The following is a 23,846-nucleotide window of genomic DNA, read 5'->3' on the forward strand; positions in this document are numbered from 1 at the left end:
GTGGTCGTTCAAGCCGGTCGTTCAGGCAGGTTGGTTCAGGCCGGGGGGCAGCCGCAGGACGACCGCACCACCAGCTGCGTCGGCAGCAACCGCGCCTCGGTGCGCGGCGGCTCCCCGCTCACCAGCTCGTGCAGCCGGTCGGCGGCCAGCGCGCCGAGCTCGTGGACGGGCTGGCGGACGGTGGTGAGCCCCGGCCGCACGTACCGCGCCGTCATCACGTCGTCCCACCCGGCGACCGCGACGTCACCGGGCACGTCCCTGCCCGCGTCCTGCAGGGTGGTCATGATCGACAACGCCAGCTCGTCGTTCGCGCACAGCAGCGCGTCGGCCTCCAGCTCCTCGGCGAGCAGCCGTCGCGCGAACGCCGTCCCCTCGGCCTCGCACAACGCGACGCGGACGGGTTCGGCGGCGGCGAGACCGCGGTCCTCGTGGGCGGCCACGTACCCCGCGTACCGGTGGCGGATGTCGGGACCGCTGTCCGGGTCGCCGACGAACAACGCCCGGCGCCGCCCGTGGTCGAGCACGTGCCCCGCCAGCTCCCTGGCGCTCTCCCGGTTCTCCGCCGCGATCACCTCGACGCCCTCCTGGGGCTCCCCGGCGATGACGACGACCGGCTTCCTGTCCTTGAGCAGCCGCACCGCCTCGCGCGCCGACCCGAACACCGCGATGGCGTCGACCCTGGTGGCGAGCTGCTTGACCGCCGCGGCCAGGTCGGTGCGGCTGTCGGTGAGCACGAGCACGACGGACTGCGCCAGCTCGGCGGCCCGCGCCTCGAAGCCCATGAGCAGCTCGGCGTAGTAGGGACCGGACAGCTCCGGCAGCACCAGCCCGTGCGCCTCGTGATGGCGCACCGCCAGGCTGCGCGCCGCGCCGAGCGGCACGTACCCGAGCTCGTCGACGGCCGCGAGCACCTTCTGCCTGGTCCGCTCGGCCACGACGGTCGCGCCCTGCAACACCCGCGAGACGGTGGCGATGCTGACACCGGCGCGGTCGGCGACCGAGTAGATCGTCGCCCCCGCAGGCCTGGCCTCGGCAGAGGCTCGCCCGGCTTCGGGAGAGGCTTGCTTCTCCATCGCTGTCCGCTCCGTCGTCGCTGGCGGTGTATGTAAGCGCTTACATCTCACTCTTCGTGATGTAAGCGCTTACATTGGGGTGATTGGTCAAATATAGGCACGAGTGGACGATCGACACAAGGGCGGGGTGCGGCGGCCCGTGCGCGGCACGCCTCACAAAGCGCAGGTCAGAGACCTTTTTCCGCGACTTGAGTTCGTCGCGGCCACGTCGGTGGTTGAAGCCGATCATGGCGGGGTATAACGCCGGTCAGCACAGGTGTTCGAAACCTGTCCGTCCTCGATCGGAACGATTGACCATGATGACGCTCTCGGCGAACGACCTGTTCAGCCACGTCGAAACGCACCAGCCCCAGGCACCCGCGGCGTCGGCGCGCCCCGACCAGGCGTCGTGGACGAACCTGTTCCAGGAGCCGCCGCCCGCGCCCGAGGTGTCCGCGGAGTAGGCCACGGCGCGCAGGTCGGCGGCCTCGTGCCGCCGACACCTCAGGTGACGCCCGACCGACTCAGCCCCTCACCCCGGCGGCACGCGCCAGCCCGTCCACCATCAGCGCGAGCCCCGCCTCGAACGCCGCCTCCTCGTCGAACCCCGGCAGGCCGTCCGACTCCCCGTCGCCGTCCTGCGGCCCGTCACCACCGGAGGCCTGCTCCTCCAGCACGCAGCCGACCGTGTACCGACCGGCGGCCAGCATCGCCATCTGCGCGTCCCGCTCCGGCACCCCGGACGCGACCAGGAACTCCATCTTGTGGCGGATCCGCTCCAGGTCACCGGCCGGCGTGCTGCCCGCGTGCAGCCGCGCTCCGTCCCGCCTCAGCAGCAGGGTGCGCCGGAAGCTGCGCGTGTTGGCCAGGAACCACTCCCGCCAGTCGTCGCCCGGCAGGGGCAGCGGTTCGGCCGCGTGGGGTTCCATCGCCGCCTGCGCCATGGCCGCCAGCAGGTCCTTCTTCGTGCGGAAGTGCCAGTACAGCGACGGCTGCTCCACGTTCAGGCGCGCTGCCAGCCGCCTCGTGCTCACGGCGTCCAGGCCGGCCTCGTCGAGCAGGGCGAGCGCCTCGGCGACGACGGCCTCGCGGTTCATCTTGGTCACGTTGACAATCTATCGCTGATAGGCGACTCTCGAACACAACCTTTCACCGATAGATTTTGGAGTCGTCATGAACGGACCACTGCGCGTCCTCGTCGCGGGCGGCGGGATCGCGGGAGAAGCCGCCGCCTTCTGGCTCGCCCGGGCCGGCCACCGGGTGACGGTCGCCGAGCGCTTCCCGTCGCTGCGCGCCGCCGGGGCCCAGGTCGACCTGCGCGGCCAGGGCATCGAGGCGGTCCGGCGGATGGGGCTGCTCGACGCCGTGCGCGCCGTGCTCGTGGACGAGCCGGGGGTCGCGTTCGTCGACGCCCGCGGCAGGAGGAAGGCCACGATCATGGCCAACACCTCGGGACGGGGGCGGCAGACCCTGACGTCCGAGTACGAGATCATGCGCGGCGACCTGGTCCGCGTCCTGCACGACGCGGTGAAGGCCGACGCCGAGCACGTCCACGGCAAGGGCGTCGACGGCTTCGAGCAGGATGAACACCGCGTCGTCGCGCACTTCTCCGACGGCTCCACCGGCGAGTACGACCTGCTGATCGGTGCCGACGGGCAGGGCTCGCGCATCCGGCGGGCGCTGCTGCCGGAGGGGTTCGACCCGTACTGGCGCGTCGGCGTGCACATGGCCTACTGGTTCGTGCCGCGCATCGCGTCCGACAGCAACATCCGCGACACCTACATGGCGCCGCGCGGCCGTCAGATCATGCGCCGCAGCCACAACGCGACCGAGACCCAGGCGTACTTCGTGCTGCGGGAGCAGTCCGAGGAGGCGTCGGCGATCCACCGCGCGCCCGTGGAGCGGCAGCAGGAGTTCTGGGCGGGCAGGTTCCGCGACGCCGGGTGGCAGGCCGGGCGGTTCATCGAGGGCATGGGGTCGAGCCCGTTCTTCTACTCCCAGGAGGTCGTCCAGGTCCGCACCGACACCTGGTCACGGGGCCGCGTGGTGCTGCTCGGCGACGCCGCGCACTGCTCCTCCCCCTACAGCGGCATGGGCACGTCCGGCGCACTGGTCGGCGCGCACGTCCTGGCCGGCGAGATCACCCGGCACCCCGGCGACCTGCCCGCCGCGCTGGCGAGCTACGACCGCGTGCTGCGGCCCTTCGCCGACGAGATCCAGGCCGAGGTGAAGCCGCGGCTGCTGCGCGTGGCCCTGCCCGACTCCCGGTTCGCGATCGGCGCGATCCAGACCACCGCGGCGCTCGCCGGGCGCCTGCGCCTCGCGGACCTCGCGGCGCGGTTCGCGAAGGAGGACCGCGGCGGCAGCTGGCCGCTCCCCGCCGACCCGGTGCTCCTGCCCGGCGTCCACCGCCAGCGCGGCCAGCACGCACCGCTGGCGCGCGTGCCCGAGGTCGAGCGCGCCGCCGTCGGCGAGCACCGCGATTCCGCCCAGTAGAACGAGTTCCATCCGCCGGTTTCCCCGAGGTGAGGTGTCCTTGTCCCCGGTGATACCAGCTGCGCGCACGGATGTCCTTGGAACGCCACAGGTTCACGTGCGCAGTCCCGGCAGCGTCCCCGGAGCTGGCAGCGGTGGGCGGAGGAGGTGTTCCACCCGCCGCAGCCGTGGCGGGACCTGCTGAGCGCGGCGGTCCGCTCGGCCGTCTCCGCCCCCCGGCGTGGGCGACGACTACACCTGAGGCCGCCTGCCGGACGGTCGTCGGCCTCTTCGCGCGAGACCGCGGCTACGACGAGGACGATCCCGACCACGTCCCCCACCTCCCGCCCGAGTGGGCGCGTGTGGTCGCCGTCGGCTGATGTTTTCGAAACTTTTCGATATTTCTTGCGGCTTTTCGAAACATTCCGCAGGACGTGTTCAATTCGAATGGACCCTTGATCGGGCGCACCGTCCCGTTCAATACTGACTCCGCCTTGATTCGTTCGGCGAGTGGTCATGGCGCAGGCCACTCGCCCCGAAAGAAAGCGCCGAAAAATGACGCTGACAGTGAAGTCAGTAAGCCGCTTCGCCCTCATTTCCTCCCTGGTCGCCGCCACCGCGGGGGCCGCGCTCCTCTCGGCGGCACCGGCCAGCGGTGCCGCTTCCACGCTCGGTGCGGCCGCTGCTCAGAGCGGTCGTTACTTCGGCACCGCGGTCGCTGCGAACAAGCTCGGCGACTCGACCTACGTCGGAATCCTGAACAGGGAGTTCGACATGGTCACGGCCGAGAACGAGATGAAGATGGACGCCACGGAGCCGAACCAGAACCAGTTCAGCTTCAGCAACGGCGACCGGATCGTGAACCACGCCCGCAACCAGGGCAAACGAGTGCGCGGACACGCTTTGGCGTGGCACTCGCAGCAGCCCGGCTGGATGCAGAACATGTCCGGCAGCTCGTTGCGCAACGCGATGCTCAACCACATCACCCAGGTCGCTACGTACTACCGCGGCAAGATCTACGCCTGGGACGTCGTGAACGAGGCGTACGCCGACGGCAGCAGCGGCGGACGCCGCGACTCCAACCTGCAGCGCACCGGCAACGACTGGATCGAGGCCGCCTTCCGCGCGGCGCGGTCGGCCGACCCGAACGCCAAGCTCTGCTACAACGACTACAACACCGACAACTGGTCGGCCGCCAAGACCCAGGGCGTCTACCGGATGGTGCAGGACTTCAAGTCCCGCGGCGTCCCGATCGACTGCGTCGGCTTCCAGGCGCACTTCAACAGCGGCAACCCCGTGCCGTCCAACTACCACACCACCCTGCAGAACTTCGCCGCTCTCGGCGTGGACGTGCAGATCACCGAGCTCGACATCGAGGGTTCCGGCAGCTCGCAGGCGCAGCAGTTCCAGGGCGTCACGCAGGCCTGCCTCGCCGTCTCGCGCTGCACCGGCATCACCGTGTGGGGCATCCGCGACAGCGACTCGTGGCGTTCGTCGGGCACCCCGCTGCTGTTCGACGGCAGCGGCAACAAGAAGGCTGCCTACAACTCGGTGCTCAACGTCCTGAACAGCGGCACCGGCACCACCACTCCGACCTCCACGACCACCACCACGACGACGTCCAACCCCGGCGGCGGGGGTTGCACGGCGACGTACTCGGAGGGCGAGAAGTGGAGTGACCGCTTCAACGGCAACGTGACCGTGTCCGGCACCGACAACTGGGTCGTCACCGTCACGGTGAGCTATCCCCAGCGGATCATCGCCACCTGGAACACCGACGCGTCGTGGGGTTCGCAGAACGTGATGACCGCCCGGCCGAACGGCAACGGCAACACGTTCGGCTTCACCATCCAGCACGGCGGCAACTGGAGCTGGCCGACCATCTCCTGCCAGGCCGGCTGAGCTGACGGTGCGGGAGGGTTTTCCGGCCCTCCCGCACCTCCCGTGCTTCACCCGGGTCGATGGTTGTGAGGCACGCGGCATCCGCGACCGTCCACACCCGCCGGAGCGGCCGAATGATCCTTTCGGCCGCGCACCGCTGCGGCGGAAGATCCAATTTCCCGGCCGAGCCATCCTCAGCGCCGCGGCGCGCGTTTCCAGCTGACGAGGGGCCGCACCGATGCGGCCCCCGGAAACTGGGGTTCTCCTTTGCGCGCTTTGATGATCGGTGCCGCGGCCGTGCTGGCCGCCGCACTGGCACCGGGTACCGCCCACGCGGCACCACCGGCCAACGACGACTTCGCGGACGCCACCGTGGTCACCGCACTGCCCTTCTCGTCCACTGTGGACACACGCGAGGGCACCGCCGCGAACGACGACCCGACGAGCTGCGACTGGAGCACGAGCAGCGTCTGGTACCGCTACACCGCACCGGCCGACGGCTTCGTCAGGATGGCGACCGACCGCCCGGACGACCGGAAGCCCACCATCTCGGCGTACACCGGGGCCCGCGGCGCGCTGACCTGGACGCCGGGAGCGTGCAAGTACCCGCACGGCGGCGGTTCGGACACGTTCGCGGTCACCGCGGGCAGCACGTACCACTTCCTGGTGCAGGACAGGGAGTTCGCCGGTCCCGTCGGGTTCGAGCTGCGGCTCGTGCCCAGGGTCGCCAACGACGACCTGGCGGCGGCCGTGGACGTGCCGTTCGGCACCGACGTCGCGGGTGACACCGGTGCCGCCACGCTCGAGGCGGGCGAGGTGCAGCCGAGCTGCGAGAGCTCCACGACGCGATCGGTGTGGTACCGCCACACCGCCGACCACGCGGGGTTCCTCTCGGCGCGGGTCGCCCAGGACCTGAGCAACGCGACCGTCAGCGTCTTCCGCGGCAGCGCACTGGCCGAAGTGGACTGTCTGAACACCAGCCACCAGCCGGCGGTCTTCGCCTCCTCGGCCGGTGAGACCTACTACATCCGGGTCGCGAACGGCATCTACGGCACGGCGCCGCTGACGTTGCGGGTGGAGGACGCGCCGCAGATCAAGCCCTTCGCGAGGTACGTCCTCCCGGAACAGCCCGGTGTCTTCGACGAGGTCCGGTTCGGCATCGAGCCGGGCGACCCGGCCGGCCGCTGGCTGCGCGGCGGCGAGATCCACTTCGGCGACGGCACGTCCGCACCCCTGCGGGCCTCCGAAGGGGTGTCGCAGGTCCTGCACCGGTACGCCGCCGACGGCGAGTACGAGATCACGATCAGCGGGTACACGACGGACGGCCGTTCCGGCACCACCACCCAGAAGCTGAAGGTCGAGACGCACGACGTCACGGTGTCGAACCTCGTCGCGCCCGCGACCGCGAAGCTGCGCGAGACCACGACCGTCGAAGCGTCGCTCACCACAAACCGGTACGACGAGAACGTCGTCGTGGAGCTGTTGCGCCGCAAGGCCACCGGATACTGGGAGGTCGTCGGCACGGAGACCCTGCCGCTGGCGAAGGACGGCATGGCGGTCGTGCCTTTCACGTACACCATCACCCGCGAGGACGAACTGCTCGGCAAGGCGACGTTGAAGGCGCGGGTGCGCCTCGCCGGCCACGAGGACAACCACCCGGTCGACAACGAACGAGTGGTCGAGACGATCGTCGTCGTCGGGACCAGGTAGGCGGGTCCTCCTCCTGAACCGTCCGGGCAGCGCCGAGGAGGGCGCTGCCCGGACGGGCCTTTCCTGCGGGTCACGCGGAAGCCGGCCGTCCGGGTTGGACAGGCGTGACTGAGGCACTTTTCCTCCGCGCTCTCACTTCCGGGCACACCCGCTGGAACTTCCGTTAGCGTCGAACGCCATGAAGGCTGTCGCGGTGCACTCGTTCGGCGGTCCGGAGGGCATGGCTCTGGTCGACCTCCCGGTCCCGGTTCCACGCCCCGACCAGGTCCTGATCGCCGTCGAGGCGGCCGGGGTGGGCGGAGTGGACGTCATGATCCGGCGCGGTGATCTCGCCTCCTACGGATTCCGGGAAGGCCATGTGCTCGGCGGTGAGGTCGCGGGCGTCGTCACGTCGGTCGGCGAGGACGTGGACCCGTCGTGGAAGGGCCGCCGGGTGTGGGCGTCCACCGGGAGCGGCGGTTATGCCGAGCTGGCGGTGGCGCCGGCCGAGGAGGTCGTCGCGCTGCCCGCGGACCTGCCGGTCGCCGACGCGGTGGCGCTCGGCAGCGCCGGGGTGGTGGCGCACTTCGGCCTCGCGCACGCCCGGTTCACACCCGGCGAGTCCGTGCTGGTGCGGGGCGCGTCCGGCAGCCTCGGGATCATGACGGTCCAGCTCGCGGCACGCGAGGGCACGGTGTCGGTCACCACGTCGTCAGCCGAACGGGGCGAACGGTTGCGCGCACTCGGCGCGACCCACGTGCTGGACCGCTCCGGGTCGTCCGGCAGCTACGACGTCATCATCGACGTCGTGGCCGGCCGGGACCTGCCGTCGTTGTTCGACCGCCTCAACCCGAACGGGCGCCTGGTCGTGGTCGGTGCCGTCGCGGGTCAGCCGCCGGCGGACTTCGGCGCACGGATGATGGCGGCGTTCCAGAAGTCGTTGTCGTTCGCGACGTTCAGCGCGGCGACCGTGCCCGAGCCCGCGAAACGCGAGGTGCGCGCGGACCAGTTCGCCGCCGCCGTCCGCGGTGAGCTGCGCGCGGTGGTGCACGAGCGACTGCCGTTGGAGCAGGCCGCGCTCGCACACCGCAGGATGGACGCGGGAGAGGTCTTCGGCCGGATCGTGCTGACGGTCTGATCCCCCACCCGGGAGCCGGGCACGCCGACGCGCCGGGAACGACACCGCGGGCGCGGCGACCGGAGTGGTCACCACGCCCGCGGGCAGGGGGAAGAACTCAGTGACGGCCCCAGTTCGGGACGTCGTAGCCGTTCATCGTGACCTCGAACTGGTCGTACTTCGCCATCAGCGTCAGCAGCTCGTCCTCGGTGGGCTTGTTGCCGTCCGCGTACATCTCGGCGAGGCCGCGGAAGTACTCCTCGCGGTTGAGGGCGGGCGTGAAGATGATGAGCATCGTGGCCTGGTCCTTGTACGGGTTGTGGAACCCGTGCGACATCCCCATCGGCACGTTCACGTAGGTGCCGGGCGGCGCGGCGAACGACTTGCCGTCGAGGTGGAGCTCCACCATGCCGCTCAGCACGTAGAACGCTTCCAGCTGCTCGTTGTGGACGTGCGGCGAGGCGCCCGGCGCGTTGGGAGCCATCCGGTGCTCGTAGATGCCGAGCTTGCCGTCGGTCTCCTTGCCCTGCGCCTTGAAGGTGGTGTGCGTGGTGGTGCCGATCTGCACCGACTCGCCCTCGCCGGGAAGCAGGATGTTGGGCACTTGCGTCATGTCTGGTCACTCCTCGTTGGTGGCTGCGTGCGTCTCGCCGGTGTCGGTCGTCGTGTCTTCCTGGTTGAACCACGAGAGGTACCGCTCGCCCGTGTCCGGGAAGACGGTGACCAAGTTCTTGCCCGCGTACTCCGGTCGCGCGGAGAGCACGCGGCAGGCATGGGCGGCCGCGCCGGACGAGACGCCGACCAGCAGTCCCGCCGTCCTGGCGAGCTCGCGCGCGGTGGCGTAGGCGTCCTCGTTGGACACCGTCAGCACCTCGTCGATCAGCCCGACCTCGGTCGTCGGCGCCACGAACCCGCCGTTGAGACCGGGGATGCGGTGCAGGCCGCCCCAGCCCTGGCTGAGCACGGGCGAGCCCTCCGGCTCCACCGCGACCACGCGGATCGCGGGGTTGCGCTCCTTCAGGTACTTCGCCGTGCCGCTGAGCGTGCCGCCGGTGCCGACACCGCAGACGAAGACGTCGACCTCGCCGTCGGTGTCGTTCCAGATCTCCGGCCCGGTGGTGGAGTAGTGCGCCGCCACGTTGTCGGAGTTCTCGTGCTGGCAGGCGAACCACGACCCGGGCCGCTCGCGGTAGATCTCCTCGGCCTTGGCGATCGCGGCGACGTACCCCTCCTGGTAGGGCGTCATCACGATCTCCGCGCCGAACGCCTTCAGCAGCGCGATCCGCTCACTGGTGGCGCTGTCCGGCAGCACGATCACGCACTTGTAGCCGCGCGCCGCCGCGATGGCCGCCAGGGAGATGCCGGTGTTGCCCGACGTCGCCTCGACGATCGTGCCCGAGCCCCTGGTGAGCTGACCGCGTTCCTCCGCGCCGTCGACCATGTAGAGCGCGGCGCGGTCCTTCACGCTGGACAGCGGGTTCGCCATCTCCAGCTTGGCGTACAGGTGCGCTGTGGTGACACCGAGATCGAGCCTGACGGTGGGTGTCCCCCCGATCAGGTCCACGAGCGACTGGGCAGGCGGTCGGTGGATGAGGGGCTGACTGACTCGGGTCTCCACGAGCCCTCCGATCTGCTTCGCTGGTCACCAGCTGGGGAAGACGGCCGCGCCCTTGTGCTTCTGGCCCGCGACCACCACGGACTGGCGTGGCTTGGCCGCCTTCGCCACGCCGCGGGTCGACCTCAGGTTCGGGATGGAGAACGGCGCCAGGACGCGGGAGTCCGCCGGCACGTCGCGGATCACGAGTGCCTGGGCGCCCACCACGGAGTCGTGGCCGACGGAGATCGGGCCGAGCAGCGTGGCGTTGGCCCCGACGACCACCCGGTCGCCGAGCTTCGGGTGGCGCCGCGAGCCCTCCGGCCGCTGGTTGTCGTGCCACCACCCGACGGCGCCGAGCGTCACCTGGTGGAAGATCGTGACGTCCTCGCCGATCTCGACCGTCTCGCCGATCACCACGCCCGCGCCGTGGTCGATGAAGAACCCGCGGCCGATCGTCGCGCCGGGGTGGATCTCGATCCCGCCGGTGAGCAGGCGGGCGAGGACCATGACGAGCCGGGCGCTGCGCCGATGACCCCGCAGGTGCAGCCGGTGCGAGACGCGCCAGCCCCAGACCGCGATGACCGTCGGGTGCAGCAGTGCCTCGCTGCGCGACAGGATCGACGGGTCGCGGTCCATCACCATGTCCAGGTCGTCGGTGATCATCCGGAGCAGCGCCCGCGGGGTCACCGGACCGCTCCGGCGGTCGCCGGGTCGTTCTTCTTGCGCAGCTGCCCGAGCCGGTTCTCCGCGTAGGCCACGCCGACCAGCACGACCAGGCCACCGGCGATGAGGTTCCAGGTGATGTGCTCACCGAGGAACAGCACGCTGATGAGCACCGCGAACACCGGCACCACGTAGTTGACCGCCGAGGCCGTGGTCGCGCCGACGTCCCCGATGAGGCGGAAGTAGAGCACGTAGGCCAGGCCGGTGCTGAACAGGCCGAGGACGACGATGCTGAAGGTCACCGAGCCGGTCAGGTCCGGGACGCGCCAGTCGAGGAACGGCGTCACCACCGCCTGCAGCACCGCCGCCGCGACGAGCTGCGACGCGGCCAGCGCCAGCGGCTTCAGGCCGAGCGGGGACAGGTACTTGCGGACGTAGACGAAGCCGACCGCGTAGCTGATGGCCGCGCCGAAGCAGGCCAGGCGGCCGCTCAGCGAGCCGAGCGACTCGTGCCACGGTCCGACCAGCAGCACCACGCCGATGAACCCGAGCCCGAGCCCGACGGCCTTGCGCGGTGTGGCGCGCTCGGTCGGCAGCGCGGCGGTGGCCAGCGCCAGCGTCAGCAACGGCGACGCGCCGATGAGGACACCCGCGATGCCCGCGCCGGTCGTCTTCTCGCCGTAGGACAGCAGCAGGAACGGGATCACGTTGCCGAACAGGCCGGCGGCCCCGATGTGGCCCCAGACCTGGACGGAGCGCGGCAGGGCGATCTTGCTGATCGCCGCGATCGTGAGGAGGACGGCCGCGCCCAGGACGAGTCTGGTGAGCACGAGCTGTCCCGGTGTCAACCCTTCCAGGGACACCTTGATGAAGGTGAAGCTGCTTCCCCAGAGCAGCGCCAGCAGCAGGAAGCGCGCGACGGATGCCTTGTCCATTGCTTCTCGATTCGGGTCATCTGTCAGTGGTCCCGAAACTTCACCATGGGTAACTAGTGGCGCGGTCGAGTCGCGGACCCGGCGCAGGTGAGAAGCAGTGCAGCCGCGAACGAACGCGACCGAACGGACAGCGTCGTCCGTCGCTGTCCGTCAAATTCGCATCGGTCGCCGAGACATCCCGCCCCGGACGAAGATCAACCGCTCGGCTCTGCCCCCGGTCAGCCGATGACCGCGTTCAGGCCGCTCGCCTGCGTGCGCCAGTCGACCTGGTTCGAGCTGCCGCCGCCCCACCGCTGCCCGATCCGGTTCAGCGCGTCCCGGTCGCTCGCCCACACCGAGTCGGACTGCCGCGTCAGGTACTGCTGGTAGGCGCTGGAGCCGGTCGCCCTGGTCAGGTCCTTCAGGTAGCGCACGAAGATGCCCTTGAACTGCTTCTGGTTGTCGTCGCACGAGCTCGTGCCGGTGTCGCACGACTCGGTGAGCACGCCGTTGCGGGTGAGCACCGTGCTCGCGATCGCCGAGTCCGCGAGCTTGCGCGAGGCGTCGAGGTAGCGGGAGTCGCCGGTCAGGCGGTAGACCTCGACGAACCCGCCGATGCCCAGGCCCTGGTTGTAGGTCCACACGGTCTGGCCGTTGTTGCGGCAGTCGCTCGTGAGCCCGTCGTTGACCAGGCCCGCGGACCCGATCAGGCCGCTGTTCAGGTACCAGTCGGCGGCCGTGCGGGCGCGTTGCAGCCACGTGGTGTCGCCCGGCGTGCGGCGGCTGATCGACGCGGTGAGCCTCAGGTACTGGCCGTTCGTGACGGCGTTCTTGTAGGTGCGTTCGCGGTCCCACCAGACGCCGCCGTTGCACGTGCGGGTGTCCCAGTACTGGTGCACGTAGTTGGCGATCGTGGTGGCCATCGAGAGGTAGCGCTGGTCGCCGGTGAGGTCGTAGGCGGCGACCCAGGCGAGGCCCCACCACGCGCTGTCGTCGATCGAGCGGCTGATGAAGTTGCCCTCGACCGGATCCGTGCTGCGCTGTCCCGCGGCGAACGTGCCGCGGTTGACGTCGAACGTCCGCGAGACCACCCAGTCGTACTCGCGGATCCCGGAGTCCATCAGGGCGTTCAGCGTCGTCGCCGAGTTCCACCAGCTCGACGGCCACCAGGCCGTGGACGGGTCGTAGGAGTACATGAGGGCGTCCGCGGCGGCGCGCGGCCTGCTCGGTGCCGGGCGCGCCCACGCCGTGCAGCTGCCTTCGTTGTGCGCCGCTTCCCGGCCGCACGCGCGCACGGCTCCGCCGTAGTGGCGGCCGCGGGGGTCACGGGTGGCGAACAGGGTGGTGCGCGTGGAAGTCGAGCCCGAAGGCGTCGCCGTCCGGCCGAGCGAGGAGCCGCCGGGCCAGCTCGCACCGCTGTCCCACGACCGGTCGAGCCAGATCTCGTCGCCCGCGCCGCCCGCCTCGATGGTGCCCCACGCCATGCCGTTCAGGTCGGTGTGCAGGCGGATGGTGCGGCCGTACAACGTCGTCGGCGGCACCGGCTGCGCGTCACCGTTGGCCTGGCTCGCGTTCGTGCGGTCGCAGAGCACGTCGCACACCGTCGGGTAGATCCAGTCCGTGCAGGTCACGCCCGCCGCGTCGCCGCACGCGCGGATCAGGCCGCGCCTGTGGTGGACGGGGTCGGTGACGTTGTACATCAACGTCCTGGTGCCGGTCCACGTGCTCGGGATGCTCGCCCTGCCGAGCAGGCCCTCCCAGCTCGCGCCGCCGTCCCACGACCGGTCCAGCCACACCGAGTCGCCGGTGACACCGTTGTCGACGCTCCCCCACGCCATGCCGTCGCGGTCGGACACGTGCAGCACGATCCGCCGGCCGTTGAGCTGCCGCTCCGGCACCGGGAAGATCTCCTGCGCCGCGCGGGACGGGTCGAGGGTGTCGCACGCGAGCACGCAGACGACCTCGGCCGCCACGGACAGCGTGCCGGGGGCCGACGTGCCGGGAGTGGCCGTACCGCTCGGTGTCGCCGGACCGCCGGTCGGAGAGCTGACGGCTGTCGCCGGGCCACCGGACGGGCCACTGGGCGGCGCGGAGATCGGCGCCAACGCCACCAGGAAGGCAATGAGAAGGTTCAGCACGCCGACCACCCCCGCATCCGTGGGAACGCTCTCATGGTCGTGAACCCGGCACGACCAGGTCAACGGCGTGACCGGTTCATGTCCCGGACAAGATTTCGGCAAGGTTTCGCGCTTAGGGTCGCCGTCGAGCGCAACCGGGGGTGGCGGATGGAGTGCTGGTTCTGCGGCCGGACGGCCGGGCACCGGTGGCACGACCGCGCCGTCGGGTTGCACAAGGGCGTCGACACGAGCCTCACCCCGTGGATCGTGCTCATCCGCACGACGTGGCAGCGCGAGGTCGTGCTCGTGCCCCGCTGCGCCCGCTGCCACCGGGGCCACCTGGTCGAGCAACTGGCGATGGTCCTCGCTCTCGCCGCGCCGATCGCGTACGCCGCCAGTGGCGGCCTGGACGTGCTACTCGGCATCAACCCCGGCTCGAAGGCGGTCGCGGCGGTCTGGGCAGGAGCCGCCCTCGTCCCCGCTCTCGGGTGGGTCGCGATCCGGCAGGCCTGGCTGCCGCTCGACCTCCTGGCGCCGCGCCGCCTGCGGTACGCCCGGCGGCACCCCGCCGTCGTCCGGCTGCGCGAGGAGGACGACTGGCGGTTCCGGCCGGGACCGTTCCCGTACTGGGGCTTTCCGGAGGGGACGGTCCCGCCGCCACCGTCCACAGGGGCCCGCAGGACCGCCGGCCGGGTCCTCGCGCTGCTCGGGTTCACGTGCTTCGTCGCGACCGTCGTGGTCTACTTCCGCGGGAACAGCGAGCTGGCCGGTGGACTGATCGTCGCCACGGCCGGCCTGTTCTACCTGGCGTCGAAGGCGGACCCGAAGGCCTGAGAAAAAAGTCGCCGGAAAAGTTGTTATTGCCGCTCACCTGGGACATCTCCTGGTCAGAGGACCCTGGACCGGCAAGTGAGGTGGGCATGGCGGCAGTGCGGGAACCCGGCGTCGCGACGGTGGTGGCCGCGCGCGACGGCGACCAGCGCGCGCTCGACGACCTGGTGAGCGGCTACCTGCCCCTCGTCTACAACATCGTCGGGCACGCGCTCGGCGGGCACGCGGACACCGACGACGTGGTCCAGGAGACCATGTTGCGGGCGGTCCACGGGCTGTCCTCGCTGCGCGACCCCGCCGGGTTCCGGTCGTGGCTCGTCGTGATCGCGATGAACCAGGTCCGGATGCGGCACCGGGAACGCCAGCGCGTGCCGGTCACCGGCGAGATGCCGGACGACCTCGCCGACCCCGGCGCGGACTTCGTCGACCTCACGATCATGCGGCTGCAGCTGTCCGGGCAGCGCCGCGAGGTCGTGGCGGCCACCCGGTGGCTCAGCGCGGACGAGCGCGAGCTGCTGTCCCTGTGGTGGCTGGAGGCGGCCGGGCGGCTCACCCGCACGGAGGTCGCCAACGCGCTCGAGCTCACGCCGCAGCACACCGCCGTGCGCGTGCAGCGGGTCAAGGCCCAGCTCGACGCCGCCCGGATCGTCGTGCGGACGTTGGAGCGCTCACCGCGCTGCCCGGAGCTGGCCGACGTCGTCGCGGACTGGGACGGCGACCCGAGCGCGTTGTGGCGCAAGCGGATCGCCCGGCACAGCCGCGACTGCGCCCGCTGCGAGCGGGCCGGTCACGACCTGGCGTCCGTCGAGGGCCTGATCGCCCGGCTGCCGCTGGTGCCGCTGCCCGCCGCGCTGGGGTTCGACCCGACCGCGCTGGTCGGCACGCACGTGACGTTCTCCCACGCCGCCCCGGTCGACCCCGTCACGAGCGGCAAGCTCAGCCTGTTCCTCAAGGGCGCGCTGGTGAAGCCCGTCGCGGCCGCGGCCGCCGCGGTGGTGGCCGCCGGGGCGATCGTGGTCGCGGTGCTGCCCTCCCGCGAGGAACAGCCGGTCGCGGCGGCGGTCACGGCCACGACCGAGAGCACGCCGACGACCACGCCGCCCACCACCACGTCGGTGCCGCCCGTCTCGACGACACCCCTGCCGTCGTCGACGACAGCGGCGGCACCGCCCCCTCCGCCGGCGCCCGCGACCCGGATCGCGGCGTCGGCGAAGAAGGGGGTCAGCACCTGGAACTTCGACGGCGTCGGCAAGGCGCTGACCGACGTCCGGGCCGGCTGGTACTACAACTGGGCCGTGCACCCCGACGGCGTGCCGACCCCGGCGAACGTCGAGTTCGTGCCGATGATCTGGGGCGCGAAGTTCACCGACGACGCGACCATCGCCCGTGCGAAGGCCAACGGCAAGGTGCTGCTCGGGTTCAACGAGCCCGACTTCCCCGACCAGGCCAACATGTCGCCGCAGCAGGCGCTCGACCTGTGGCCCAAGCTCACGGCGACCGGGCTGCGGGTCGGCAGCCCCGCCGTCGCGCACAGCGGCGACAAGGCGGGTGGCTGGCTCGACCAGTTCATGACCGGTGCGGCGCAACGAGGCCTGCGCGTCGACTTCATCGCGGTGCACTGGTACGGCTCCGACTTCAGCGACGCCGCCGTCGGGCACCTGAAGAACTACCTCGAAGCGGTGCACAACCGCTACGGCAAGCCGGTGTGGCTCACCGAGTACTCGCTCATCGACTTCTCGGGCGGCTCGGCGCGCTACCCGTCGCAGGCGCAGCTCGCGGCGTTCGCCCGCGGGTCCAGCGCCATGATGGAGAGCCTCCCGTGGGTCGAGCGGTACGCGTGGTTCGCGCTGCCCGCCGACAAGCCGGGCACCGGTCTCTACGCCCCCGGCGGCACCCCGAACCAGGCCGGTCAGGCCTACCGCGACGCGGGCTGAGCCCTCCGTCGTCCCCGTTCCACCACCCCTGTGTCAGCTCACCCTGCTCGAAAGGACTTTCGATGACCCACGCCCCGGCTCCTTCACGGTTGCGGAGGCGCGTCCTGATCGCCGTCCTCGCCGTGGCCGGCGTCGCCGCGTCCGCGGTGACCGCGAACGCGATGTTCTTCACGCCGCCCAAGGCCCCGCCGGTCGCGTCCTCGACGACCACGACGACGAGCACCACCACGCAGGCGCAGACGAAGACGGCCGATCCCACGACGGCCGCTCCCGCCGGGACCGGCTCCTCCACCGCGGCCGCCCCGGCGACCACGAAGGCCGCCGTCGTCCTGCCGCCGCAGGAGCCGATCCCCGCGAACGCTGTGCGCGTCGCGGAGTTCGTCGCCGAGTGCCCGTTCACGCACCGCCTGCCCGACGACCCGATCGTGCTGCCGAACCTGCCCGGCGCCTCGCACTCGCACAGCTTCTTCGGCAACGAGTCGACGAACGCGCACACGACGATCGAGACGCTCGACAAGGCGAACAGCTCGTGCAACCCCAAGAAGGACCTCTCGTCGTACTGGGTGCCCACGCTGCTGGTCGACGGCCAGCCCGTCGAGCCGACCGGCACCACGTTCTACTACCTCGGTGAGGGCGTGCGCGACGACGTGACCGCGCGCATCCAGCCGTTGCCGCACGGCCTGCGCATCGTCGCGGGCAACGCCAAGGCCACCGCACCGGATGGCACCACCCAGTCGCGCTGGTCGTGCCTGCACGCCGGGCACGTGGGCGCCTCCAAGGACTTCGTGACCTGCCCCGCCGGCACGATGCTCGAGTCCTACCTGGACTTCCCGCAGTGCTGGAACGGCAAGGACCTCGACTCGGCCGACCACAAGAGCCACATGGCCTACCCGGTCGCGGGCGACTGCCCCGCCACGCACCCGGTGCCCGTGCCCAAGCTGCGCCAGGTGCTGCGCTACCCGGTGAGCGGCGACCCGGCGAAGATCAAGCTGTCGTCCGGGCCCGGCTTCACCATGCACGGCGACTTCTTCAACGCCTGGCCCGAGGCCGAGATGGCGCAGCGCGTCCGCGACTGCATCAACCGGATCGTCAAGTGCGGGCCGAACGGCCGCCCCTAGATGAGGGCACTTGTACTCGCGGTGGTCCTGGCGGTGGCGGGATGCAGCGCCCAGGCCGCACAGGAAACCTCCGGGACCGCCGCGACCCCACCCGACCTGTCCGCCACCGACCTGGCGTTCGTGGACCTCGTGATCCCGCAGAACGAGTCGGCGCTCGCCGCACTCGCCCTCGCGCGACCGGGTTCCGCGCTGCGCCCGGTGGCGGACCGGGTGGCCGCCACCTACCAGGCGGAGCTGGTCCGCCTGCGCGACGTGCTCGCGCGGGCGGGCCGGCCGGAGTCGGACCAGCACGAGGGCCACGACATGCCCGGCATGATCACGGCGGCCGAGCTGGCGTCGCTCGAGCACTCGCCCGACGCGGACGAGCAGCTCAGGACGTTGTTGCGCACCCAGTTCGAGGAGGCGCGCACCGTCGCGCGCGCCGAGCTCGCGTCCGGGCGGCACCAGCCGGTGCGCGACCTGGGCGCGAGCATCGACCGCACCCGAGCGGAGTTCCTCGCACTCCTGGGTGCCGCATGACGAGCTGAGCCGGGTCGTGGTCGAGAATCGCGGGGTGACCCACCTCGACCACACCCGGCTCCTCGCGTCCGGGAGCACCGGCAGCGCAGTCACCGAGCTGGTGGTCCCGGCACTGCTGCTCCGCGCACCGGAGGCGTCGTGGTCGCAGCTCGTGCACGTCTACGTCCCGAGCGGCCCGACGGTCGCCTTCAGCGGCCGAGACCTCCGCTCCCCCGGCATCGCCGCCGCCACGGCGGTGGCGCACGCGGCGGGCTTCGCGACGGTCGTCCGCTCACCGGGCGGACGGATGGTCGCCTACGACAGCGGCGCCGTCGTGATCGACCACCTCGACCGCACCACCGGCATCGAGCACGCGGGCAGCGCCACCTTCGCCGCCAACGCCGAAAGCCACGTGCGCGTGCTGCGCGACCTGGGCGACCTGGACGCGCGCGTCGGCGAGGTGAACGGCGAGTACTGCCCCGGCGAGTACAGCATCAACGTCGGCGGCGTCGCGAAGGTCGTGGGCTCGGCGCAACGCGTGACCGCCACCGGTTCCCTGTTCAGCACGGTGGTCCAGGTCTCCGTCTCCCCGCGCGTCCGCGCCGTCATCGAGGACGTGTCGGACGCGCTCGGCTACGACCTGCGCCGCAGTTCGATCGCGGGGGTGGCGGACCACTCGCCCGGGTTGACGGCGGACGTGGTGGCTGCGGCGTTCGTGGCGGATTATCGCGAGCGGCTCGGCATGGTGGACGGGAAGGTGCCGGCCGAGGTCGTCGCGCACGCATCAGTCGCGAATGGAGTATCGCCGTTCCACGTGGACGACTGGACGCGCGCCCATCCCGCACCGACCGTCTGAGGTTCGTGGAAAGGGCTTGCCCTAGCATGCCGGGGCATGAGCTCCCCGCTGCGCGAACGACTGACCGTCTTCCGCGAAAAGGCTGCCGCACAAGGATTGTCCACCGATGAAGTGCGGCGGTGGGCGGAGTTACCGAGGCCCTGCGCGAGACTCGTGCCGGGCGGCGCCGGACCGGTCGTGGGCGAGTTCGGCGGCCCTCTCCTGCTGCCGCCGGACTTCCCGAACCCCGCGCACCCCTACGTCGCCGCCATCGACCTCGCGGCACTGCCCGCCGGGATCACGGACCTGCCGCTGCCGACGGACGGCCGCCTGCTGCTGTTCGTCTTCCCGGAGGAGGAGGGCTGCTACGGCGACATCGGCAGCGCCGTGTACGTCCCGGCCGGAACTCCCGTGGCGGAGCGGGACAAGGACTACTCGTGGTACTCCACTGTGGAGGATTACCAGGAGCAGATCGACGGCTTCCCCGAGGGACCCCTGCACGCCACGGCCGACCTGTCGCTGCCGCACTTCTGCGAGGAGGGCTACCCCGCCGACCTCCGGTGGGAGCCGGGCTGGCCGCCGCACTCGGAGGAGGTGCTGGAGCTCCTGCGCGACGTCCGCGAGGCGCAGACCGACTGGGGGTCGCTGCAGCTCGGCGGGTTCGCCGCCGAGGAGGTGGTCGACCTCGACGCGCCGCTGGAGGGTGTCGTCCACGAGGCAGGAGCGGCCGCGGCCAAGGGCAAGGTCGACTTCGCGGTGTCGGAGGACACCGCGGACTGGGTGCTGCTCGCCGACTGGCAGGTCGACATCGACGGGTGGGAGGGCTGCAGCGTGCACTGGGCGATGCAGCGCCAGGACCTGGAGGACCAGCGGTTCGACCGCGTCTTCGTCACGAAGTACTGGAACCCGTGATGAGCGGCCACCTTCGCGAGCGGTTGCGCGTCTTCCGCGAGAAGGCTGCGGCACGGGGGTTCTCCACCGAGGAGATCGAGCGGTGGGCCGCCGTCGCCCGTCCCAGCGTCAGGCTGGAGCTCAGGGGCGACGGACCCGTCGTCGGCCGGTTCGGCGGCCCGCTCCTGCTCCCGCCCGACGTCCCCGACCAGAAGCACCCGTTCGTCGCCTCCCTCGACCTCGCGGCGCTGCCCGCCGCGGCGGCCGGCCTGCCCCTGCCCGACGACGGCCACCTGCTGCTGTTCGCGTTCCCCGAGGACGACAACTGCGACGCCCGCGCCGGCAGCGCGGTGTACGTCCCGGCCGGAACCCCCGTGGTGGAACGGGACAAGCACTTCTCCTGGTGGTCCACTGTGGACGAGTACCGGGAGCGGATCGAGCAGTACCCGCAGGGTGAGCTGCGGGCGACGCCGGACGTGACGCTGCCCGGCTACTGCGACGAGTCCTACCCGGCTGACTGGTGGGAGCCGGAGTGGCCCCCGCACTCCGCCGAGCTGCTGGAGCTCGTGCGGGAGCTGGTCGAGGACGAGCCGGACTGGGGCGCGATCCAGCTCGGCGGGTACGCGGACGAGGAGGGGATCGGCGGCGAGGACCCGCTCGAGTCCGTCATCGAGGCCGTCGTCCACTCCATCGAGCAGCACGGGGTGCCGGACGACGTGTCGCGGGACCCGGCGGACTGGGTGCTGCTCGCCGACTGGCACACCGACGTCGAGGGCTGGGAGGGCGCCACCGTCCACTGGGGAGTCCAGCGCGAGGACCTCGTGGCCCGCCGGTTCGACCGCGTCTTCGTGACGAGGTACTGGAACCCGTGACCGGCGCGGACGTTCCGCGGCCTCAGGTTCGTCGGCCGCGGAACGTCCGGCGCAGGTCGTCCACCCACGCCCCGGGGTTCTCCCAGGGGATGAAGTGACCGCCGTGCTCGTGGGCGTTCAGGTTGACGTGGTTGAAGTACCCGGCCATCGGCCCGGTCTCGAACGCCCGGACGCGTTCCTCGGCGGTGTGGATGCCGGGCGGGTTCTCGTAGCTCACGAAGGTCAGCCCGACCGGGGCCTCCACGACCGGCGTGCGCGAGTGCGACGGCGTCCACGGGTAGCGGTTGGCGTTGGCGTAGTAGCGCATCGACGTGGCGATCGAGTTGTTCACCCAGTAGATCGTCGCGTGCGTGAGCAGGTCGTCCCTGGTGAACACCGACTCGACGTCGCCGCCGTTGTCGCTCCAGGCGTTCCACCGCTCCAGCAGCCACGCGAGCAGGCCCGCCGGCGAGTCGCTCAGGCCGTGGGCCAGGGTGGCGCCGTCGATCAGGTGCACGGCCAGGTGGGACGCCCAGCGGCGGTCCTGCTCGATGATCCTGGCCCGGACGCCGGCCGGCTGGTCGTCGGTGAGCGGCCGGTTGCGGGCGAAGTCCCACGCGCGGGGGCCGGTGAAGAAGTCGAGCGGCAGCCCGGACCCGATGTGGACGCCGTACAGCGCGTCCGCGTACTTGTGGCCGAGCTGGCTGGAGACGAGCCCGCCGATGTCGCAGCCCGCGGCGGCGTAGCGCTCGTGCCCCAGCACCTCGGTCATCAGCACGTGCCAGAGGTCGGCGACCTTCCAGAAGTTGACGTCCGGGAACCCGGTGAGCGGGCCGGGGAAGCCGAAGCCGGGCAGTGACGGCACGACGACGTCGAACGCGTCGGCCGGGTCGCCGCCGTGCGCCGCCGGGTCGGCCAGCGGGCCGATCACCTTCGACCAGTGCCAGAACGTCCACGGCCAGCCGTGCGTGAGGATCAGCGGGATGGCGTCGCCGCGGCCCGGTTTGCGCAGGAAGTGCACCGGGACACCGGACACGTCGGCCACGTGGTGGTCGTAGGCGTTGATCGCCGCCTCCGCCCTGCGCCAGTCGTAGCCGTCGCGCCAGTGGTCGATCAGCTCACCGAGATAACCGGCCGGGACGCCGTACGACCAGTCGTCGTTGCCCTCGTCCAGCGGGGCACGGGTCTGCCGGAGGCGGGTGCGGAGGTCGGCGAGGACCTCGTCGGGCACGTGGATCGGCGTGGGCTCAAGGGCGTGCGAGTCGGGCAAGACGCGATTCCTCACTGTGCGGCAACACTTCGCGATGCTACCGACAGGAATACACGCTCACGCGGGAACCGTTTCACACCCTCGGTGTCAGTGCGACCGAAACCCTTCCCGCAACAGGTGGTTTACCTCGCAAGTACCTGTTTCCGACGAAATCCGGGTATCCGGCCGGTGCGCTCCCGCACAACACCACGAAGTCGAATCACGGGCTTGGAGGAAACAAATGCTTGAGCGGACAGGCAAGGCGCGGAGAATTCTTCTGGTCTCGGTGGCGTTCCTCGCGGTCGCGGTCACGGGCACGCCGCCCGCGACCGCGCAGGGCCCCGCCCCCGCGGGACGTTCCCAGTCGTTCTGGCTCCACCTCAACAGCACGCCGGTGTCGGACGCCACGATCGCGACCGAGGCGAAGCGTCGCGCCCACGTGGTGCTGAACGCCTGGGAGGGCGACCTCCTGCACAAGCTCAAGGCCGTGAACCCGGCCGTGCGGGTCTACGTGTACAAGGACCTCTCCTCCACCCGCTCGTACGCCTGCACGGACGGCGTGGACGACGCGCAGCTGCCCACCGGGCTCGGCTACTGCGACGTCCGCGCGAACAACCCCGGCTGGTTCCTGCGCGGCGCCGGCGGCGAGGAGCTGCAATACTCCGGTTACGACGGTCACTGGCAGATGGACGTCGGAGACCCCGGCTACCGGAAAGCGTGGGTCGACGCCACCGTCGCGAACGCCAAGTCGACGGGATTCGACGGGGTGTTCCTGGACAACGCCCTTTATACCTGCGACGCCTACCATCCGGGCGAATGCCCGGCGAAATATCCTGACAACACGTCATTCCAGCAGGCCTATCTGGGAATGCTCGCCGAGGTGAAAGCCGGGTTCTCCGCCGCGGGGCTGACCTCGGTCGCGAACCTCGCCAACGCCCGTCTGCAGCCGGGCGGCTGGGAGGCCTACAGCGCCTACGTCGACGGCGGGTTCGACGAGTGGTGGCTCGCGTTCTCGAGCGACCGGCTCCTGGAGGACTACGACCAGGGCTGGCGCTCGCAGGTCGCCCAGATCGCCGTCAACGAGGCGGGCGGCAAGATGACCTGGGTGCAGCCGCACTTCGACGCCGGTGACACGAAGGCCTTCCGGTACGCGCTCGCCAGCCTGTACATGACCACCTCCGGCCTGGCCTCCATCGCCGAGGTCGCGAAGACCGACGGCTACGGCGACCCGGCGCCGTGGCACCCCGAGTACGACTGGTACCTCGGCTACCCCGCCGGCCCGTACCGGCAGGTCGCCGACAAGGTGTACCGCCGGGACTTCACCTGCGGCGTGGCACTGGTGAACGCCAACCCCACGGGGAGTCCCGAGGTCGCCGTCCCGCTGCAGCGCACCTACACCGACCAGGACGGAGCGCCGGTCACGTCGATGAGCCTGCCCGGCACGACCGGCGCCGTGCTGCGAGCCGGTTGCTGATCACGTCGCCGTGGTGACCACGGCGAGCACCGCGGCGGTGCTGGACGCGGCGATGGCCGCCGCCGTCCGCATCACCGCGGTGCTCACCGCCTCCGCGCCCCAGTTGCCGCGCTCCAGCTCCTTCGCGCGCCGGGCCACCTCGCCCGACCAGGCGAGCTTCGGCCGCAGTGCCGGCAGGGCGCCGCTCGCGGACAGCAACGCGGTCAGCGCGGCGGTGCGGGGATCGGGGTCGGCGCCGTCGACCAGCACCGCGCGGATCCGCTGCCGCACCTCGTCCTCGCGCCGGGTGTCCGCGGCGGGCAGCGACGTCGTGCGGAACAGGCCCAGCACCCGCTTCTCCTCGCGGCGCACCATCCCGTGCTCCACGAGCCGCTCGACGACCTGCTTCCACACGTCGGCGCCGATCTTGAGCAGCGTCGTGTCGACGGACCGCGGTTTCTCGGCGACCTTGTCCCACCCGGCGCGCAGCAGCGGGTCCTCCGGAGCCCGGTCGCCCGTCAGCACGACCTTGCGGTCCCGCACGTCGACCAGGCCGTCGAGGGCCAGTTCCACCAGCACCGCGCCGCCCATCGTGTAGTGCAGGGTGCCCGCGGCGGCCGGTGTGCCGGACTCGTCGTCCATCAGCAGCAGGGCGAGGTCTTCGGCGATCAGCATGGTTCT

22 protein-coding genes are annotated in these 23,846 nt (G+C 71.1%); 13 read left to right on the forward strand and 9 right to left on the reverse strand.

Translation table 11 applies throughout. From position 1 onward, the window contains the following. Positions 1 to 35: 35 nt before the first annotated feature. The gene (locus ACFWV3_RS13830) at positions 36 to 1,073 is read right to left on the reverse strand and encodes a LacI family DNA-binding transcriptional regulator (RefSeq protein WP_382411469.1); all 1,038 of its coding nucleotides are present in this window, start codon (positions 1,071 to 1,073) and stop codon (positions 36 to 38) included. A gap of 296 nt (positions 1,074 to 1,369) precedes the next feature. Here ACFWV3_RS13830 and ACFWV3_RS13835 point away from each other — a divergent pair, with 296 nt between their 5' ends. Continuing rightward, positions 1,370 to 1,516, forward strand: a complete 147-nt coding sequence (locus ACFWV3_RS13835) for a hypothetical protein (protein ID WP_382411470.1) — start codon at positions 1,370 to 1,372, stop codon at positions 1,514 to 1,516. A gap of 60 nt (positions 1,517 to 1,576) precedes the next feature. Here the strand turns inward: ACFWV3_RS13835 and ACFWV3_RS13840 are convergent, their stop codons facing one another. Continuing rightward, a complete protein-coding gene (locus ACFWV3_RS13840; protein ID WP_382411810.1) occupies positions 1,577 to 2,149 on the reverse strand; it encodes a TetR/AcrR family transcriptional regulator C-terminal domain-containing protein in 573 nt (190 codons plus the stop codon). A 76-nt stretch (positions 2,150 to 2,225) separates the two neighbouring features. Between ACFWV3_RS13840 and ACFWV3_RS13845 the strand changes: the two genes are divergently transcribed. The 4 genes from ACFWV3_RS13845 (at position 2,226) to ACFWV3_RS13860 (ending at position 8,235) form a co-directional block, all read left to right on the forward strand. Next, positions 2,226 to 3,548 carry an FAD-dependent monooxygenase gene (locus ACFWV3_RS13845; protein ID WP_382411471.1) on the forward strand — a complete coding sequence of 441 codons (1,323 nt, stop codon included), beginning with the start codon at positions 2,226 to 2,228 and terminating at the stop codon, positions 3,546 to 3,548. A 534-nt stretch (positions 3,549 to 4,082) separates the two neighbouring features. Further along, entirely contained in the window at positions 4,083 to 5,429 is a 1,347-nt protein-coding gene (locus ACFWV3_RS13850; protein WP_382411472.1) for an endo-1,4-beta-xylanase, read from the forward strand. Between the two features lie 246 nt (positions 5,430 to 5,675). After that, entirely contained in the window at positions 5,676 to 7,118 is a 1,443-nt protein-coding gene (locus ACFWV3_RS13855) for a hypothetical protein (RefSeq protein ID WP_382411473.1), read from the forward strand. 178 nt (positions 7,119 to 7,296) lie between these two features. Continuing rightward, entirely contained in the window at positions 7,297 to 8,235 is a 939-nt protein-coding gene (locus ACFWV3_RS13860) for a zinc-dependent alcohol dehydrogenase family protein (RefSeq protein ID WP_382411474.1), read from the forward strand. A gap of 97 nt (positions 8,236 to 8,332) precedes the next feature. On the opposite strand, the gene ACFWV3_RS13865 is transcribed toward ACFWV3_RS13860, so the two are convergent. The 5 genes from ACFWV3_RS13865 to ACFWV3_RS13885 all read right to left on the reverse strand — a co-directional run bounded on the left by ACFWV3_RS13865 (position 8,333) and on the right by ACFWV3_RS13885 (position 13,526). Then, a complete protein-coding gene (locus ACFWV3_RS13865) occupies positions 8,333 to 8,827 on the reverse strand; it encodes a cupin domain-containing protein (RefSeq protein ID WP_382411475.1) in 495 nt (164 codons plus the stop codon). 6 nt (positions 8,828 to 8,833) lie between these two features. Beyond that, positions 8,834 to 9,778 carry a cysteine synthase A gene (gene cysK, locus ACFWV3_RS13870; RefSeq protein ID WP_382411476.1) on the reverse strand — a complete coding sequence of 315 codons (945 nt, stop codon included), beginning with the start codon at positions 9,776 to 9,778 and terminating at the stop codon, positions 8,834 to 8,836. A 78-nt stretch (positions 9,779 to 9,856) separates the two neighbouring features. Continuing rightward, positions 9,857 to 10,498: a serine O-acetyltransferase EpsC gene (epsC, locus tag ACFWV3_RS13875; RefSeq protein ID WP_382411477.1), complete on the reverse strand. Its 642-nt coding sequence runs from the start codon at positions 10,496 to 10,498 to the stop codon at positions 9,857 to 9,859. Next, positions 10,495 to 11,409, reverse strand: coding sequence for a DMT family transporter (locus ACFWV3_RS13880; protein WP_382411478.1), 915 nt, complete (start codon positions 11,407 to 11,409; stop codon positions 10,495 to 10,497). Before ACFWV3_RS13880 ends, epsC begins: the two co-directional genes overlap by 4 nt. A gap of 218 nt (positions 11,410 to 11,627) precedes the next feature. Continuing rightward, positions 11,628 to 13,526, reverse strand: a complete 1,899-nt coding sequence (locus tag ACFWV3_RS13885; RefSeq protein WP_382411479.1) for a glycoside hydrolase family 76 protein — start codon at positions 13,524 to 13,526, stop codon at positions 11,628 to 11,630. A gap of 147 nt (positions 13,527 to 13,673) precedes the next feature. Between ACFWV3_RS13885 and ACFWV3_RS13890 the strand changes: the two genes are divergently transcribed. The 7 genes from ACFWV3_RS13890 to ACFWV3_RS13920 all read left to right on the forward strand — a co-directional run bounded on the left by ACFWV3_RS13890 (position 13,674) and on the right by ACFWV3_RS13920 (position 20,484). Beyond that, positions 13,674 to 14,339, forward strand: a complete 666-nt coding sequence (locus tag ACFWV3_RS13890) for a hypothetical protein (RefSeq protein ID WP_382411480.1) — start codon at positions 13,674 to 13,676, stop codon at positions 14,337 to 14,339. A gap of 86 nt (positions 14,340 to 14,425) precedes the next feature. Then, a complete protein-coding gene (locus ACFWV3_RS13895; protein ID WP_382411481.1) occupies positions 14,426 to 16,270 on the forward strand; it encodes a sigma-70 family RNA polymerase sigma factor in 1,845 nt (614 codons plus the stop codon). A 62-nt stretch (positions 16,271 to 16,332) separates the two neighbouring features. Next, positions 16,333 to 17,388, forward strand: coding sequence for a DUF1996 domain-containing protein (locus ACFWV3_RS13900; protein WP_382411482.1), 1,056 nt, complete (start codon positions 16,333 to 16,335; stop codon positions 17,386 to 17,388). Further along, a complete protein-coding gene (locus tag ACFWV3_RS13905) occupies positions 17,389 to 17,907 on the forward strand; it encodes a DUF305 domain-containing protein (protein WP_382411483.1) in 519 nt (172 codons plus the stop codon). 34 nt (positions 17,908 to 17,941) lie between these two features. Next, positions 17,942 to 18,742, forward strand: a complete 801-nt coding sequence (locus ACFWV3_RS13910; protein WP_382411484.1) for a hypothetical protein — start codon at positions 17,942 to 17,944, stop codon at positions 18,740 to 18,742. Positions 18,743 to 18,778: 36 nt separating this feature from the next. Then, positions 18,779 to 19,633 carry a hypothetical protein gene (locus ACFWV3_RS13915; RefSeq protein ID WP_382411485.1) on the forward strand — a complete coding sequence of 285 codons (855 nt, stop codon included), beginning with the start codon at positions 18,779 to 18,781 and terminating at the stop codon, positions 19,631 to 19,633. Then, positions 19,633 to 20,484: a DUF1963 domain-containing protein gene (locus ACFWV3_RS13920; protein WP_382411486.1), complete on the forward strand. Its 852-nt coding sequence runs from the start codon at positions 19,633 to 19,635 to the stop codon at positions 20,482 to 20,484. The genes ACFWV3_RS13915 and ACFWV3_RS13920 overlap by 1 nt, the downstream gene beginning before the upstream one ends. A gap of 22 nt (positions 20,485 to 20,506) precedes the next feature. Here the strand turns inward: ACFWV3_RS13920 and ACFWV3_RS13925 are convergent, their stop codons facing one another. Beyond that, positions 20,507 to 21,733 (reverse strand): epoxide hydrolase family protein, encoded by a 1,227-nt coding sequence (locus ACFWV3_RS13925; protein ID WP_382411487.1) that lies wholly within the window; start codon positions 21,731 to 21,733, stop codon positions 20,507 to 20,509. Positions 21,734 to 21,953: 220 nt separating this feature from the next. Here ACFWV3_RS13925 and ACFWV3_RS13930 point away from each other — a divergent pair, with 220 nt between their 5' ends. After that, positions 21,954 to 23,186 carry a putative glycoside hydrolase gene (locus ACFWV3_RS13930; RefSeq protein ID WP_382411488.1) on the forward strand — a complete coding sequence of 411 codons (1,233 nt, stop codon included), beginning with the start codon at positions 21,954 to 21,956 and terminating at the stop codon, positions 23,184 to 23,186. Here the strand turns inward: ACFWV3_RS13930 and ACFWV3_RS13935 are convergent, their stop codons facing one another. Continuing rightward, positions 23,187 to 23,840 (reverse strand): GPP34 family phosphoprotein, encoded by a 654-nt coding sequence (locus ACFWV3_RS13935; protein ID WP_382411489.1) that lies wholly within the window; start codon positions 23,838 to 23,840, stop codon positions 23,187 to 23,189. Positions 23,841 to 23,846: the final 6 nt, after the last annotated feature.

Source organism: Lentzea sp. NPDC059081, from assembly GCF_042738015.1.
Lineage (GTDB): Bacteria > Actinomycetota > Actinomycetes > Mycobacteriales > Pseudonocardiaceae > Lentzea.